The sequence below is a fragment of the Micromonospora sp. BL4 genome, from assembly GCF_003667505.1.
GTDB lineage: Bacteria > Actinomycetota > Actinomycetes > Mycobacteriales > Micromonosporaceae > Micromonospora.
This window is the reverse complement of the sequence record NZ_RCVJ01000192.1, coordinates 25,627-40,660: the sequence shown is the minus strand read 5'-3', so window position 1 is coordinate 40,660 and position 15,034 is coordinate 25,627. Positions and strand designations below refer to the sequence as shown.

The 15,034-nt window shown below is 73.1% G+C and carries 16 protein-coding genes and 1 riboswitch; all 16 genes read left to right on the top strand.

Annotated features, from left to right (window positions below):
* Positions 1 to 13 precede the first annotated feature (13 nt).
* Positions 14 to 694, top strand: a complete 681-nt coding sequence (gene rpe / locus EAD89_RS25715; protein WP_121654230.1) for a ribulose-phosphate 3-epimerase — start codon at positions 14 to 16, stop codon at positions 692 to 694.
* Position 695: 1 nt separating this feature from the next.
* On the top strand, positions 696 to 1,652 hold the full coding sequence (locus tag EAD89_RS25710) for a response regulator (RefSeq protein ID WP_121654231.1): 957 nt from the start codon (positions 696 to 698) through the stop codon (positions 1,650 to 1,652).
* 78 nt (positions 1,653 to 1,730) lie between these two features.
* A riboswitch (FMN riboswitch) is annotated at positions 1,731 to 1,901 on the top strand.
* 161 nt (positions 1,902 to 2,062) lie between these two features.
* On the top strand, positions 2,063 to 3,124 hold the full coding sequence (ribD, locus tag EAD89_RS25705) for a bifunctional diaminohydroxyphosphoribosylaminopyrimidine deaminase/5-amino-6-(5-phosphoribosylamino)uracil reductase RibD (RefSeq protein ID WP_121677503.1): 1,062 nt from the start codon (positions 2,063 to 2,065) through the stop codon (positions 3,122 to 3,124).
* Between the two features lies 1 nt (position 3,125).
* Positions 3,126 to 3,764 (top strand): riboflavin synthase, encoded by a 639-nt coding sequence (locus EAD89_RS25700; protein ID WP_121654233.1) that lies wholly within the window; start codon positions 3,126 to 3,128, stop codon positions 3,762 to 3,764.
* Complete coding sequence (pnuC, locus tag EAD89_RS25695) at positions 3,764 to 4,453, top strand: nicotinamide riboside transporter PnuC (RefSeq protein WP_121677502.1); 690 nt, start codon at positions 3,764 to 3,766, stop codon at positions 4,451 to 4,453. Before EAD89_RS25700 ends, pnuC begins: the two co-directional genes overlap by 1 nt.
* 67 nt (positions 4,454 to 4,520) lie before the next feature.
* The gene (locus tag EAD89_RS25690; protein ID WP_121654235.1) at positions 4,521 to 5,786 is read left to right on the top strand and encodes a bifunctional 3,4-dihydroxy-2-butanone-4-phosphate synthase/GTP cyclohydrolase II; all 1,266 of its coding nucleotides are present in this window, start codon (positions 4,521 to 4,523) and stop codon (positions 5,784 to 5,786) included.
* 2 nt (positions 5,787 to 5,788) lie between these two features.
* Positions 5,789 to 6,286 (top strand): 6,7-dimethyl-8-ribityllumazine synthase, encoded by a 498-nt coding sequence (ribH, locus tag EAD89_RS25685; protein WP_121654236.1) that lies wholly within the window; start codon positions 5,789 to 5,791, stop codon positions 6,284 to 6,286.
* A 26-nt stretch (positions 6,287 to 6,312) separates the two neighbouring features.
* Positions 6,313 to 6,576, top strand: coding sequence for a phosphoribosyl-ATP diphosphatase (locus EAD89_RS25680; RefSeq protein ID WP_089016570.1), 264 nt, complete (start codon positions 6,313 to 6,315; stop codon positions 6,574 to 6,576).
* A gap of 47 nt (positions 6,577 to 6,623) precedes the next feature.
* A complete protein-coding gene (hisG, locus tag EAD89_RS25675) occupies positions 6,624 to 7,469 on the top strand; it encodes an ATP phosphoribosyltransferase (RefSeq protein WP_121654237.1) in 846 nt (281 codons plus the stop codon).
* Positions 7,470 to 8,003: 534 nt separating this feature from the next.
* On the top strand, positions 8,004 to 8,477 hold the full coding sequence (locus EAD89_RS25670; RefSeq protein ID WP_199733628.1) for a PH domain-containing protein: 474 nt from the start codon (positions 8,004 to 8,006) through the stop codon (positions 8,475 to 8,477).
* A gap of 453 nt (positions 8,478 to 8,930) precedes the next feature.
* Positions 8,931 to 9,581: a translation initiation factor IF-3 gene (infC, locus tag EAD89_RS25665; protein ID WP_121654238.1), complete on the top strand. Its 651-nt coding sequence runs from the start codon at positions 8,931 to 8,933 to the stop codon at positions 9,579 to 9,581.
* Between the two features lie 20 nt (positions 9,582 to 9,601).
* Positions 9,602 to 9,796 carry a 50S ribosomal protein L35 gene (gene rpmI, locus EAD89_RS25660; protein ID WP_007458415.1) on the top strand — a complete coding sequence of 65 codons (195 nt, stop codon included), beginning with the start codon at positions 9,602 to 9,604 and terminating at the stop codon, positions 9,794 to 9,796.
* Positions 9,797 to 9,828: 32 nt separating this feature from the next.
* Positions 9,829 to 10,221, top strand: coding sequence for a 50S ribosomal protein L20 (gene rplT / locus EAD89_RS25655; RefSeq protein WP_030335718.1), 393 nt, complete (start codon positions 9,829 to 9,831; stop codon positions 10,219 to 10,221).
* Positions 10,222 to 10,250: 29 nt separating this feature from the next.
* Positions 10,251 to 11,102 carry an RNA methyltransferase gene (locus EAD89_RS25650; RefSeq protein ID WP_199733627.1) on the top strand — a complete coding sequence of 284 codons (852 nt, stop codon included), beginning with the start codon at positions 10,251 to 10,253 and terminating at the stop codon, positions 11,100 to 11,102.
* A gap of 219 nt (positions 11,103 to 11,321) precedes the next feature.
* Entirely contained in the window at positions 11,322 to 12,389 is a 1,068-nt protein-coding gene (pheS, locus tag EAD89_RS25645) for a phenylalanine--tRNA ligase subunit alpha (RefSeq protein ID WP_121654240.1), read from the top strand.
* Between the two features lie 40 nt (positions 12,390 to 12,429).
* Complete coding sequence (gene pheT, locus EAD89_RS25640; RefSeq protein ID WP_121677500.1) at positions 12,430 to 15,009, top strand: phenylalanine--tRNA ligase subunit beta; 2,580 nt, start codon at positions 12,430 to 12,432, stop codon at positions 15,007 to 15,009.
* Positions 15,010 to 15,034 lie beyond the last annotated feature (25 nt).

Below are 15,034 nucleotides of genomic sequence, written 5' to 3'. Positions count from 1 at the left end.
GTACACTGGCCCCGTGACCGTACCGCCGCCCATCGTCGCGCCGAGCATCCTGGCCGCCGATTTCGCCCGCCTCGCCGAAGAGGTCCGTGCCGTCGAGGACGCCGCGGACTGGTTGCACGTGGACGTGATGGACAACCACTTCGTGCCGAACCTGACCATCGGTCTGCCCGTCGTGCAGAGCCTGCGCGCCGTCACCGCGATGCCGTTCGACGTGCACCTGATGATCGAGGACCCGCGTCGGTGGGCCCCCGGCTACGCCGACGCCGGGGCGTACAACGTGACCTTCCACGCCGAGGCGTGCGACGACCCGGTAGCGCTGGCCAAGGACCTGCGCTCCGCCGGCGCGAAGGCCGGGCTGGCCATCGACCGGGACACCCCGATCGAGCCGTACCTGGACCTGCTGCCCAGCTTCGACACCCTGCTGATCATGACGATCAAGGCCGGTTTCGGCGGGCAGCGGTTCCTCCCGCAGCTGCTGGACAAGGTCCGCGCCGCGCGCCGGCACGTCGATGCCGGGCACCTGGAGCTGCGGATCGAGGTGGACGGTGGGATCGCCGCCGACACCATCGAACAGGCGGCCGCCGCGGGCGCCGACGCCTTCGTGGCCGGCACCGCCGTCTACGGCGCCGCCGACCCGGCGGAGGCGGTACGCCACCTGCGGGCACTGGCGGAACGCGCGGCTCCCGGGGCCTGAGATGGACCCAGAGGGCGACCGGAAGGACATCATCCTCGTCGTCGACGACGACGAGGACATCGCCCGTTTCGTCGAGTTCAACCTGCGGCTGCACGGCTTCGAGGTGATCCACGCCAGCGACGGCCAGGAGGCCCTCGAGGTCATCGAGCGGCAACGACCCGACCTGGCCGTGGTCGACCTGATGATGCCCCGGATCGACGGGCTGGAGCTGACCCGGCGGCTGCGCGCCGACCCGATGACCTCCGCCCTGCCGGTGATCATGCTGACGGCCAAGGGGATGACCGTCGACAAGGTGCACGGGCTCAGCGCCGGCGCCGACGACTACCTGGTCAAGCCGTTCGACACCGCCGAGCTGGTGGCCCGGGTCTCGTCGACCCTGCGCCGCAACAAGGAGTTCCGGGAGGTCTCCCCGCTGACCGGGCTGCCCGGCAACAGCCGGATCCGTCGGGAGATCAGCGACCGGGTCCGGCACGGGGTGGACTACGCGGTCGGCTACATCGACATCGACCGGTTCAAGAGCGTCAACGACCGGTACGGCTTCGTGCGCGGCGACGACTTCATCTCCGCGCTGGCCCGCAGCCTGCACCGGGCGGTGGTGGCGGTCGGTCTGCCACCGGCCTTCCTCGGCCACGTCGGCGGCGACGACTTCGTCATCGTCTGCGCACCGGACCAGGTCCGCTCGCTGACCTCCCGGGCGGTGGTCGACTTCGAGAAGGCGGCCGACACGCTCTACGACCCGACCGACCGGGAGCGCGGCTTCGTCGAGCTGAAGGACCGGCGGGGCACCATCCGTCGCGCCGCCCTGGTCACCCTCTCCATCGGCGTCTCCCTCTCCGACGCCGGCAAGCGGTTCACCGACCCGCTCGAGGCGATCGCGGTGGCCTCCGAGATGAAGACCGTGGCCAAGAGCCAGCCCGGGTCGTACGTGGCGGTGGACCGGCGGCGCGGCGTCACGTGAGCGTGATCCGGCTGTGAAGTAGCTCGCCTCGGTGGCGGCGCACCCCCGTTCGCGTGTAAGACTGCCGTTGTACCCACCACGCGCTGGCGGGACTCGGTGAAATTCCGAACCGGCGGTGATCCACGGTCCAACCGTGGTAAGCCCGCGACCCGGACGGCTGTGCCGCCCGGTGGACCTGGTGAGAATCCGGGGCCGACGGTTGGGGGCGGTTCGTCCGCGCCCAGACAGTCCGGATGGGAGACAGCGCGCGGGACGGACGGGTCCGAGCCGGCCGCTGGCTTCAGCGTGCCGTGCCGACCCTCCGGGGCGGCCGAGCCGTACCCGGAATCCGCCGCCGCCTGCCTGCGGCCCCATGCCGCCTCCCTGACCGCCGCGCGCGGACCGGCGAGTGAGAGGGCAGGGACACGGCGATGGCCAGCGTCTCCGTCGATGAGGCGATGCGACGCGCGATCGAGCTGGCGGCGCGCGGGCTGGGCACCACCAGCCCCAACCCAGTGGTCGGCTGCGTGCTGCTCGACGCCGACGGCACGGTCGTCGGCGAGGGCTTCCACGCCTACGCCGGCGGGCCGCACGCCGAGATCGTCGCGCTGGCCCAGGCCGGCGAGCGCGCCCGTGGCGGCACCGCGGTCGTCACCCTGGAACCCTGTGACCACACCGGCCGCACCGGCCCCTGCAGCAGCGCGCTGGTCCAGGCCGGCGTGGGCCGGGTGGTGATCGCCGTCCCCGACCCGAACCCGGTGGCCACCGGTGGCGCCGCCACGCTGCGGTCCGCCGGGGTCCGCGTGGACCTGGGAATACGCGGCGACGAGGCCGAGGCCGGCAACGTCGCCTGGTTGACCTCGATGCGCCGGGGCTGGCCGTACGTGATCTGGAAGTACGCCGCCACGGTCGACGGCCGGTCGGCGGCGGCGGACGGTACCAGCATGTGGATCACCTCGGAGGCGGCCCGGATGGACGTGCACGCGCTGCGCGGCACGGTCGACGCGGTCATCGCCGGGGTCGGCACCGTGCTCGCCGACGATCCCCGACTGACCGCCCGCAACCTGCGCGACGGCAGCCTGGCCATCCGGCAGCCGCTGCGGGTGGTGGTGGACAGCTCGGGGCGTACCCCGGCCGACGCCCGGGTCCGCGACGGCGCCGCGCGGACGTGGATCGCGACCGCCGCCGAGGTCGGCGCGGGCCCGGACGGCCGGGTCGACCTGCCGGCTCTGCTCGCGGCGCTGCACCAGCGCGGGGTCCGCGCGGTGCTGCTGGAGGGCGGCCCCCGGCTGGCCGGCGCGTTCCTCGCCGCCGGCCTGGTCGACAAGATCGTCGGGTACGTCGCGCCGCGGCTGCTCGGCGCCGGCCCCACCGCCCTGGTCGACGCGGGAGTGACGACCATCGCTGAGGCGATCGATCTGGAGTTCGTCGACGTTACGCAGGTCGGTCCGGATCTGCGGATCACCGCTTTGCCCCGGAAGAGGGAGGGCTGACATGTTCACCGGCATAGTCGAGGAGCTGGGCGAGGTCGTCCGGGTGACGGCGACGGCGGGCGATTCGGCGCTGGTCGCCGTACGCGGCCCGCTGGTCACCTCCGACGCCCGCCACGGCGACTCCATCGCGGTCAACGGCGTCTGCCTGACCGTGGTGGAGGCGGCGGACGGTGTCTTCACCGCGGACGTAATGGGGGAGACGCTGCGCCGCTCCGCGCTGGGCGCGCTGCGCCCCGGCGACCCGGTCAACCTGGAGCGGGCCGCCGCGCTGGGCAGCCGGCTCGGCGGGCACCTGGTGCAGGGGCACGTCGACGGGGTCGGTGAGCTGATCTCCCGGGAGCCGGCCGAGCAGTGGGAGACCGTCCGGTTCCGGCTGCCCGCCGCCCTGGCCCGGTACGTGGTGGAGAAGGGCTCGATCACCATCGACGGCGTCTCGCTGACCGTGGCCGAGGTCGGCGCGGACCAGTTCTCCGTCGGCCTGATCCCGACCACCCTCAAGCTGACCACGCTCGGCGCCAAGGGCGTCGGCGACCCGGTCAACCTGGAGGTCGACGTCCTGGCCAAGTACGTCGAGCGGCTGCTCGGCGCCCGGCTGGCCGACGACGCCGCCGCGTCCGCCGGCACCGGCGGGGCCGTCTGATGGGCCCGCTCGGCTGGCTCCTGGACGCCCAGGTGCAGGTGGCCGGCTCGCCGGTGCTGGTCCGGGAGATCGTCGGCAACGTGTTCGGGCTGGTCTCCGCGCTCCTCGGCCTGCGTCGGGTGGTCTGGGCCTGGCCGGTCGGCATGATCGGCAACGCGCTGCTGTTCACCGTCTTCCTCGGCGGGGTGTTCGCCACCCCACAGGAGCACGACCTGTACGGGCAGGCCGGCCGGCAGGTGTTCTTCTTCGCGGTCAGCGTCTACGGCTGGTGGCGCTGGCGGCGCAACCGCCTCGCCGACGCCGGGCACGCCGCGGTGCGGCCGCGCTGGGCCACCGGGCGCGAGCGCCTGGCCATGCTGCTGGCGGCCGCGGTCGGCACCGCCGCGGCGTACCCCGTGCTCGCCGCACTGGGCTCCTGGGGCCCGCTGCCGGACGCCTGGATCCTCACCGGCAGCCTGCTGGCCACCTACGGCATGGCCCGCGGGTGGGTGGAGTTCTGGCTGGTCTGGATCGCGGTCGACGCGGTCGGCGTGCCACTGCTGCTGCGCGGCGGGTTCTACCCGTCGGCGGCCATGTACCTGGTCTACGGCGCGTTCTGCGCCTGGGGCTTCGCCGCCTGGTGGCGCACGTCGCGCGCCGCCCGGCCGGCCACCGCAATCCCGTCCACCTACACGGAGGCCGTCGCATGAGCGAGCGAATCATCAGGTTCAGCGTCGTGGTGCCTCAGGGCGTTATGAAGCGAAGCGGAGTGACGGCATGACCAGCTTCGGGGACATCGAGCAGGCGATCGCGGAGATCGCCGCCGGCCGGCCGGTCGTCGTGGTCGACGACGCCGACCGGGAGAACGAGGGCGACCTCATCTTCGCGGCCGAGCTGGCCACGCCGGAGCTGATGGCGTTCATGGTGCGCTACACCTCCGGATACGTCTGTGTGGCGTTGACCGAGACCGAGGCCGACCGGCTCGACCTGCCGCCGATGCACCACACCAACCAGGACCGGCGCGGCACCGCGTACACGGTGACCGTGGACGCCCGCGAGGGGGTCAGCACCGGCATCTCGGCGGCCGACCGCGCGCACACCAGCCGGCTGCTCGCCGACGCGGCGACCGACCCGACGGATCTGGCCCGCCCCGGGCACGTGGTGCCGCTGCGCGCCCGCGAGGGCGGGGTGCTGCGCCGGCCGGGGCACACCGAGGCGGGGATCGACCTGACCCGGCTGGCCGGGCTGCGTCCGGCCGGCGTGCTCTGCGAGCTGGTCAACGACGACGGCACCATGATGCGCCTGCCGGACCTGGAGAAGTTCGCCGCCGAGCACGGCCTCCTGCTGATCACCATCGCCGACCTGATCGCGTACCGGCGGCGGACCGAGAAGCAGGTCGAGATGGTCGCCGACGCCCGGATGCCGACCCGCCACGGAGTGTTCCGGGCGCTCGGCTACCGCGCCGAGCACGATCCGGCCGAGCACGTCGCGATGGTGCTGGGCGACATCGGTGACGGCCAGGACGTGCTGGTCCGGGTGCACTCCGAGTGCCTCACCGGTGACGTGTTCGGCTCGCTGCGCTGCGACTGCGGGCCGCAGCTGGACGCCGCGCTGGCCCGCGTCGCCCGGGAGGGCCGGGGCGTGGTGCTCTACGTCCGCGGGCACGAGGGGCGCGGCATCGGGCTGCTGCACAAGCTCCAGGCGTACCAGTTGCAGGACCTGGGCCGCGACACCGTCGACGCCAACCTCGACCTGGGCCTGCCGGCCGACGCCCGCGACTACGGCACCGGCGCGCAGATCCTCTACGACCTGGGTGTGCGCTCCATGCGGCTGCTGACCAACAACCCGGCCAAGCGGGCCGGGTTGGAGGGGTACGGGCTGACCATCACCGGCCGCGAGGGGCTGCCCGTCGGCGCGCACCCGGAGAACATGCGCTACCTGCGCACCAAGCGGGACCGGATGGGTCACCTGCTGGACGAGTTGGACGAGGTGAGCGAGGCGCCGCTGGGGCGTCCGGTCGCCAACGACGAGATCGGAGCATGACGATGGCGGGTTTCGGTGAGCCGGGAATCGACGCGGTGGACGCGGCGGGGCTGACCGTCGGCGTGGTGGCGGCCCGATGGCACGGTGAGCTGACCGACCACATGCTGGAGCGGGCGGTGGCCGCGGCCGAGGCGTGCGGCGCCAGCTCCGTGGTGGCCCGGGTCGCCGGCTCGGTCGAGCTGCCGGTGGTCGCCCAGGCCCTCGCGCGCCGCTACGACGTGGTGGTCGCACTCGGCGTGGTGGTCCGCGGATCCACCGCGCACTTCGACTACGTCTGCCGTTCGGTCACCGACGGGCTGACCCGGGTGGCGCTGGACGAGGGCAAGCCGGTGGCGCACGGGGTGCTCACCGTGGACACCATCGAGCAGGCCCGGGACCGGGCCGGGCTCCCCGGGTCGGCGGAGGACAAGGGCTGGTCGGCCACCGTCGCCGCGCTCGACGCCGCCCTCGCCGTCCGGACGCTCGCCCGCAACGGTCAGCGGGTCGGCTTCAGCGGCTGACCTGCCGGCTGGAAGAATCGCCTCCCGTGAAGACGTTCGAGGAGTTGTTCGCCGAGCTGCAGGCCAAGGCCGCCGCCGGCACCCCCGGCTCGGGCACCGTCGCCGCCCTGGACAAAGGGGTGCACTTCATCGGCAAGAAGGTCGTCGAGGAGGCGGCCGAGTCGTGGATGGCCGCCGAGCACGAAGGGCCGCAGCGCACCGCCGAGGAGATCTCCCAACTGCTCTACCAGGTCCAGGTGCTGATGCTGGCCAGCGGTCTCGAACTCAAGGACGTCTACCGACATCTGTGAGTGCCCCACCCGCTGATCGCCATCCCGGATCGAAGGAGCACTCCGTCATGCTGCGTGTCGCCATTCCCAACAAGGGCACCCTGGCCGAACCGGCCGCCCAGATGCTGCGCGAGGCGGGCTACCGCCAGCGCACCGACCCCAAGGACCTCGTCTGCCGGGACGAGCCCAACGACGTCGAATTCTTCTACCTGCGCCCCAAGGACATCGCCACCTACGTGGGCTCCGGCGACCTCGACCTCGGGATCACCGGCCGGGACCTGCTGATCGACTCGGCCGCGCCGGCCGAGGAGGTCGTCGACCTCGTCTTCGGCCAGGCCACCTTCCGCTTCGCCGCCCGCCCCGACGACATCGCCTCGGTACGCGACCTGGGCGGGCACCGGATCGCCACCGCGTACCCGGGGCTGGTCGAGCGGCACCTCGGCGAGCTGGGCGTCAAGGCCGACGTGATCCGCCTCGACGGCGCGGTGGAGAACGCCGTCCGGCTCGGCGTCGCCGACGTGGTCGCCGACGTGGTGGAGACCGGTGCCACCCTGCGCCAGGCGGGCCTGGTGGTCTTCGGCGAACCGCTGCTGCGCTCCTCGGCGGTGCTGGTCCGCCGGGCCGGCGCGACCGGGCACCCGCAGGCCGAGCAACTGCTGCGCCGCCTGCACGGTGTGCTGGTGGCCCGCCGGTACGTGATGCTCGCCTACGACGTGCCCGCCGGCCTGCTGGACCGGGCCAGCGGGCTGACCCCCGGCATCGAGTCGCCCACGGTGTCGCCGCTGCACCGCGAGGGATGGGTGGCGGTGCAGGCGATGGTGCTCCGCGACGACGTGCACCGGATCATGGACGAGCTGTACGAACTGGGCGCCCGGGCCATCCTGGTCACCAACATTCACGCCTGCCGGCTCTGACCGCCTAGATCCCTGGCCGGGTCGGCCAGCCCGCTTGATCGGCGTCGGGTCGCCGGGTTGAGGTCGGCGTGATCGGCGTCGGGGTCGTCGGGTTGGCGGACTGGCGTGATCGACGTCGGGGTCGCCCGGTTGGCGGGCCGGCGTGATCGGCGTCGGGGTCGTCGGGTTGGCGGGCTGGCGTGATCGGCGTCGGGGTTGCCGGGTTGGCGGGCTGGCTTGATCGACTCGGGATCGCCGATATGGGGGTGTCCGTCCGTGCGGGACACCCCCATATCGCTGATCTCGAGTGGATCTACCGGCCCGTGGCGCCCGCGACACGTCTGGAACCGCGCGACGATCACCGCTGACCTGAAAGATCACGCTCGAACACGGAAGTAGGGGCTTCCAATCGCGGCCGAGGCCACTGGATCCGGGATCGAGCGCGATCTTGCGGGGAACCGCGCGGCGGGGGCTTCGGCGGGTGGTTCTGCCGCGCTGACGGGCGCTCGGCGGGTGGTGCGGTCGCCGGGCAGGGGTGGGTGGCAGACTGGCAGGGTGAGTGAAACGGAGCTGCTACGTCTGAAGCCCCGCCGCATCCGGGTGGTCTGCTGGTCCTCGGCGGTCGCGCTGGTGGTGGTGTTCGCTCTGGTGGCCACCTCGCTGAGCGGCCCGACCGGCGACGGTTACGGCAGTTTCCAGCGCGGCGACCAGGTCGCCATGATCGGGCTGGGTGTCTTCGGGGCCTTGGGCTTCCTGCTGTTCACCCGCCCCCGCGTGGAGGCCGACGCGCACGGAATCCGGGTGCGCAACATCGTCAGCTCGTACACGCTGCCCTGGGAGGTTGTCCGGGGCGTCCGCTTCGACCGGGGCGCGCCGTGGGCGAGCCTGGAGCTGCACGACGACGACCTGCTGCCGATGGTCGCTCTGCAGGCCGCCGACAAGGAGTTGGCCGTCGAGGGGGTCCGCGCGCTGCGCCGGCTGCACGAGGCGCACCAGTCCCGCCTCGCCGAGCGCGCGTCCGGCCGCTGACCGAGTCGCCCTGACCGCTCCGTCCGGCCGCTGACCGAGTCGCCCTGACCGGTCCGCCCGGCCGCTGACCGAGTCGAGCCCCACGCATCCCCGAGTCCGCCGGGCACCAGGCCGGGGGCGGCGCGCGCTCGTCGGTGTCCGGTTTGGGAGCGGCCGGGGCTGGGGTGTAGTGTTGTCGAGTCGACCAGGCTGTCTCCGCGTGCGAGCAGACAGCCATGAAAGCGGAGCGCCTGCTCCCACCCGAGTCGCCGCTACGGTGGCCGGGTCCCGGTCACCGGTTCCGGGCACGTCCCGGTTCCGGATGCGCGATCCTGTGATCGTGCCGACCGGTCGAGCGGGCCCTGGCATGCGCCGGGGCCTTCTGCTTTCCAGGTCGGTTCCCACCCGGGAACCGCGGGGGTCGGTGAGAGAGCAGAAACGACTCGAGGAGGCCCCATCAGCGTCGAACCACGCGTGAACGAGCAGATCCGGGCACGTGAGGTCCGACTGGTCGGCCCCGAGGGTGAGCAGGTGGGCATCGTCCCACTGGAGCGCGCCCTTCAGCTGGCCGCGGACGTCGATCTGGACCTGGTCGAGGTTGCGCCGATGGCGCGCCCGCCGGTGTGCAAGCTCATGGACTTCGGCAAGTTCAAGTACGAGAGCGCACTCAAGGCGCGCGAAGCGCGGCGTAATCAGCAGCAGACCGTCATCAAGGAAATGAAGCTCCGACCGAAGATCGATCCGCACGACTACGAGACCAAGAAGGGTCACGTGGTGCGGTTCCTCAAGGCGGGCGACAAGGTCAAGGTGACGATCATGTTCCGCGGTCGCGAGCAGAGCCGCCCGGAGCTGGGTTACCGGCTCCTGCGTCGGCTCGAATCCGAGATCACGGACCTGGGCTACGTCGAGGCCGCTCCGAAGCAGGACGGCCGAAACATGATCATGGTTCTCGCTCCGCATCGGGCCGTCAAGGCCTCCGCGGTCGCCGCTACGGCGTCCCGCGGTGCACCTCGGGACCGGGGCGCGGACGAGTCCGCCGCTCCGGAAGCCGATGAGACCGCGGCGGCCGGCGAGACCGCAGCAGCCGGTGACACCGGCACCGCCGCCGACACCAGCGGCGAGTAACAGGGGAGAAGACGTTCCACATGCCGAAGATGAAGAGCCACACGGGTATGGGTAAGCGGGTCAAGGTGACCGGCAAGGGCAAGATCGTTGCTCAGCAGGCCGGCCTCCGCCACAACCTGGAGAAGAAGCCCTCCACCCAGACCCGCCGGCTGACCGGCACGGTCGTGCTGGCCAAGGCCGACGTCAAGCGCATCAAGAAGCTGCTCGGCCGCTGACGCGCGCCACCTTTACGTAAGAAGGAGTTGAGATGGCACGCGTCAAGCGGGCTGTGAACGCCCAGAAGAAGCGTCGTACCCTGCTGGAGACCGCGAGCGGTTACCGCGGTCAGCGCTCCCGGCTGTACCGCAAGGCCAAGGAGCAGGTGCTGCACTCGATGCAGTACGCCTACCGGGACCGTCGTGACCGCAAGGGCGACTTCCGGCAGCTGTGGATCCAGCGGATCAACGCGGGCGCCCGGGCCAACGGGATGACCTACAACCGCCTGATCCAGGGCCTGCGTCTGGCCGGCATCGAGGTCGACCGCAAGATCCTGGCCGACCTGGCTGTCAACGACGCCGCCGCCTTCGCGGCGATCGTCGAGCTGGCCCGGGCCGCGGTCGCGGCTGAGGGCACCGGCGGCGCGGCGGCCCAGGCCGCCTGATCCCCGCGCACAAGAGCGAGGCGTCTCCCGTGTCGGCACCGCCGTCCGGGGGGCGCCTCAATCGTGCCGGAGGACCGCACACCATGGCCTTCACCCCCCGTACACCCAGGGTGGTCGCCGCCCGCCGGTTGCAGCGCCGCCGGGACCGCGAGGCCGCCGGCCGGTTCCTGGCCGAGGGACCGCAGGCGGTCCGCGAGGCCCTCGCGCGGCCCGAGGTGGTCACCGAGCTGTTCGGTACGCCCACCGCCCTCGACCGGTACGCGGAGCTGGCGGCCGCGGCGGCCCGCGCCGACGTGCCGGTCTCCGAGGTGACCGACGAGGGGCTCGCCGCGCTGGCCGAGACCGTCGCCCCGCAGGGGCTGGTCGCCGTCTGCCGGCACCTGGACGTGCCGCTGGAGCGGGCCCTCGCCGGTACGCCCCGCCTGGTGGCGGTGCTCGCCGAGATCCGGGACCCGGGTAACGCCGGCACCGTGCTGCGCACCGCCGACGCGGCCGGGGCGGGCGCGGTGGTCTTCGCCGGCGACGCCGTCGACCCGTACAACGGCAAGTGCGTCCGGGCCTCCGCCGGCAGCCTCTTCCACGTGGACGTGGTCCGCGCCACCGACCCGGTCCAGGTGGTCGACGGACTGCGCGCCAGCGGCCTGACCGTGCTGGCCACCACCGGCTACGGCGACAGCGACCTGGACGACCTGGCCGACGACGGGCGGCTCGCCGGGCCGACCGCCTGGCTGTTCGGCTCCGAGGCGCACGGGCTGCCGGAGGAGTTGGCCGCCGCGGCCGACGCCCGGGTCCGGGTGCCGCTGCACGGGCGCGCGGAGAGCCTGAACCTGGCTGCGGCGGCAGCGGTCTGCCTGTACGCTTCAGCGAGAGCACAGCGCTGAGGTGTCCACGCCCGGCGCGCATACCGCAGGGGAGAGCGTCCGTCGATGAACGCGCAACGGCGTTCGTTTAGCCAGCCCGCCGGTGTCGGCGGGCGGCGGGCCTGACCTGCTCCCTGCACGACACTCCTACCGGCGGGCTGCGGCGCAGCCGCGCGTCCGTAGACTCGCTTAGCCGCCCCGGTGAGGGCTGGCGCCGCCGTGAGGGAGTGCCCGTACGCCATGAGCTACCGCAACGATCCGTACGACCCGAAGCAGGTCGCCCTGCTCGACCCGGCCGCACTGGCCGCGGCCGTCGCCGACGCCACGAAGGCGTTCACGGCGGCCACCGACCCGGACGCGCTGACCGCGCTGCGTCCCGCGCACCTCGGTGACCGGTCACCGGTCTCGCTGGCCCGCCGCGAGATCGGCGCGCTGCCGCCGGCCGCGAAGTCGGACGCCGGCAAGCGGGTCAACGAGGCCCGCCGGGCGATCGAGACCGCGTACGCCGACCGCGCCGAGGTCGTGGAGCGCGAGCAGGCCGAGCGGGTGCTGGTGGAGGAGCGGGTGGACGTCACCCTGCCCTACGACCGGCGTCCGCGCGGCGCCCGGCACCCGCTGAGCACCCTGATGGAGTCGATCAGCGACCTGTTCGTCGGGATGGGCTACGAGGTGGCCGAGGGCCCCGAGGTCGACCTGGAGTGGGTCAACTTCGACGCGTTGAACATCCCCGCCGACCACCCGGCGCGCGGGCTGATGGACACCTTCCACATCGCACCGGAGGGCTCCGGCCTGGTGCTGCGCACGCACACCTCGACCGTGCAGACCCGTACGATGCTCAGCCGCACGCCGCCGATCTACGTGATCGTGCCGGGCCGCGTCTACCGCACCGACGAGGTGGACGCCACCCACAGCCCGGTCTTCCACCAGGCCGAGGGCCTTGTCGTCGACAAGGGCATCACGATGGCGCACCTGCGCGGCACGCTCGACCACTTCGCCCGGGCGATCTTCGGCCCGGAGGCGAAGACCCGGTGGCGGCCGCACTACTTCCCGTTCACCGAGCCGTCGGCGGAGTTCGACGTCTGGTTCCCGGAGCACCGCGACGGCCCCCAGTGGGTCGAGTGGGGCGGCTGCGGGATGGTCAACCCGCGGGTGTTGCGCGCCTGCGGCGTGGACCCGGAGGTCTACTCCGGATTCGCCTTCGGCATGGGCATCGACCGGACCCTGATGGTCCGGCACGGGGTCAGCGACATCCGCCATCTCTTCGAGGGCGACGTGCGGTTCAGCCGCGCGCTCGGGACCGGGGCGTAGGCGATGCGGGTACGAGACACGGGAACGGTGGTCTGAAGTCATGCGAGTTTCTGTCAGTTGGCTGCGGGAGTACGTCGACCTCCCCGCCGACCTGCCCACCGGTGACCTGGAGCAGGCCCTGATCGACCTCGGCATCGAGGTCGAGTCCGTGGTGGACCTGCGGGCGTCCGTCACCGGCCAGCTGGTCGTCGGCGAGGTGCGCGAGATCGAGGAGCTCACCGGCTTCAAGAAGCCGATCCGGTTCTGCCGGGTCGACGTGGGTGACGCCAACGGCACCGGTGAGCCGCAGGAGATCGTCTGCGGGGCCCGCAACTTCGCGCCCGGCGACCGGGTGGTGGTGATCCTGCCCGGCGGTGTGCTGCCCGGCGGCTTCGCCATCGGCGCCCGCAAGACCTACGGGCACAACTCCGCCGGGATGATCTGCTCGGCGAAGGAGCTGGGCCTGGGCGAGGACCACTCCGGCATCATCGTGCTGCCGCCGGACGTGGCGGCCAAGCCGGGCGACGACGCGCGGCCGGTGGTCGGCCTCGACGACGTGGTGTTCGAGCTGGAGATCACCCCCGACCGGGGGTACGGGTTGAGCCTGCGCGGCCTGGCCCGGGAGCTGTCGCACGCCTTCGACGTGCCGCTGCGCGACCCGGCCCTGGTGCCCGCGCCGACCGGCACCGAGGCGCCCGCGTACCCGGTGGAGGTGCGCGACCCAATCGGCTGCGACCGCTTCGCCGCCCGCATGGTCCGCGGCGTCGACCCGACCGCGCCCACGCCGTCGTGGATGCAGCAGCGGCTCGTCACCGCGGGCATCCGCAGCATCTCGCTGCCGGTCGACATCACCAACTACGTGATGCTGGAGCTGGGTCAGCCGATGCACGCCTTCGACGCCGACCGGATCGCCGGGCCGCTGGTGGTCCGCCGCGCCGAGCCGGGGGAGAAGCTGACCACCCTGGACGGGGTGCAGCGGGTGCTCGCCGGCGACGACATGGTGATCTGCGACGCTGGGCTGGACAACGCCCTCGCGGGCGAGGGCGCCGGCGTCCCGATCTCGCTCGCCGCGGTGATGGGCGGCGAGACCAGCGAGGTCGTCGCCGGCACCACCAACGTGCTGTTCGAGGCGGCGCACTGGGACCCGGCGATGGTCGGGCGCACCGCCCGCCGGCACAAGCTGTTCAGCGAGGCCGCGAAGCGCTGGGAGCGGGGCGTCGACCCGGCCCTGCCGCTGGTCGCGCTGGAGCGGGCCGTGCGGCTGCTCACCGAGCACGGTGGCGGCACCCCGGGTGCGGAGATCCTGGACATCGATCACGTCCGTCCGCGTACCCCGATCACCCTGCCGGCGGACCTGCCCACCCGGCGGGTCGGGGTCGAGTATCCGCCGGCGCGGGTGGTCGCCCTGCTGGAGCGGGTCGGCTGCACGGTCGCGCAGGGCGCGGACCGGTTGGCCGAGGACCCGGGCGCGGTCGGCGTCGCCAGCGGCGCCGGGGTGGCGCTCAGCGTCACGCCACCCAGCTGGCGGCCCGACCTGACCGACCCGGCCGACCTCGTCGAGGAGGTGGTCCGCCTCGACGGGTACGACCGGGTGCCGTCGGTGCTGCCGACCGCGTCGCCCGGTCGCGGGTTGACCCCGCGGCAGCGTCGCCGCCGGGCGGTCGCCTGGTCGCTGGCCGAGCGGGGGTACGTGGAGGTGCTCGCGCACCCGTTCGTGTCGCCGGAACTGGCCGACCTGCTGGGCCTGTCGGCCGACGATCCGCGCCGGCCGGCGGTGCGGCTGGCCAACCCGCTGTCCGAGGAGGAGCCGCTGCTGCGCACCACGCTGCTCGGCCCGCTGCTCGGCATTCTCAAGCGCAACCTCGGCCGGGGGCACCGTGACCTCGCGCTGTACGAGATCGGGGCGGTGTTCCACCCGCGCGTCGGGGCCGGCAGCCCGCCGGCGATGGGCGTGGACCGGCGTCCCACCGACGAGGAGTTCGCGGCCGCCGACGCGGTGGTGCCGGCGCAGCCCGTGCACGTCGCGGTGGTGCTGACCGGTGACCTCGACCCGGCCGGCTGGTGGGCTCCGGGCCGGGCGGCCGGCTGGGCGGACGCCATCGAGGCGGCGCGTGACGTGCTGGCCGCCGCCGGTGTTCCCGATGAGGGGGTCGAGGTGCGTGCCGCCGAGTACGCCCCGTGGCACCCCGGCCGCTGCGCCGAGCTGCGGGTCGACGGCACGGTCGTCGGGCACGCCGGCGAGCTGCACCCGGCGGTGGTGGCGGCGTTGGAGCTGCCCCGCCGGACCTGCGCGATGGAGCTGTCCCTGGACGCGCTGCCGTCCGCGCCGGTGACGCCCGCCCCGACGGTGTCCGGCTTCCCGCCGGCGCTGATCGACGTGGCGCTGGTGGTGGACGAGTCGGTGCCGGCGGAGCAGGTGCGCCGGGCGCTGGAGGCGGGCGCCGGCGAGCTGCTGGAGGACGTGCGACTGTTCGACGTGTACTCCGGTGAGCAGCTCGGCGCGGGTCGTCGGTCGCTGGCGTACAAGCTCACCTTCCGGGCGCCGGACCGGACGCTCACCGTCGAGGAGGCGGTGGCCGCCCGGGACGCGGCGGTGGCCGTGGCCGTCGAGCGCCTCGGCGCCACCCTGCGCGGCGCCTGAGGGGCGTCGGTACGCGGACAGCCCG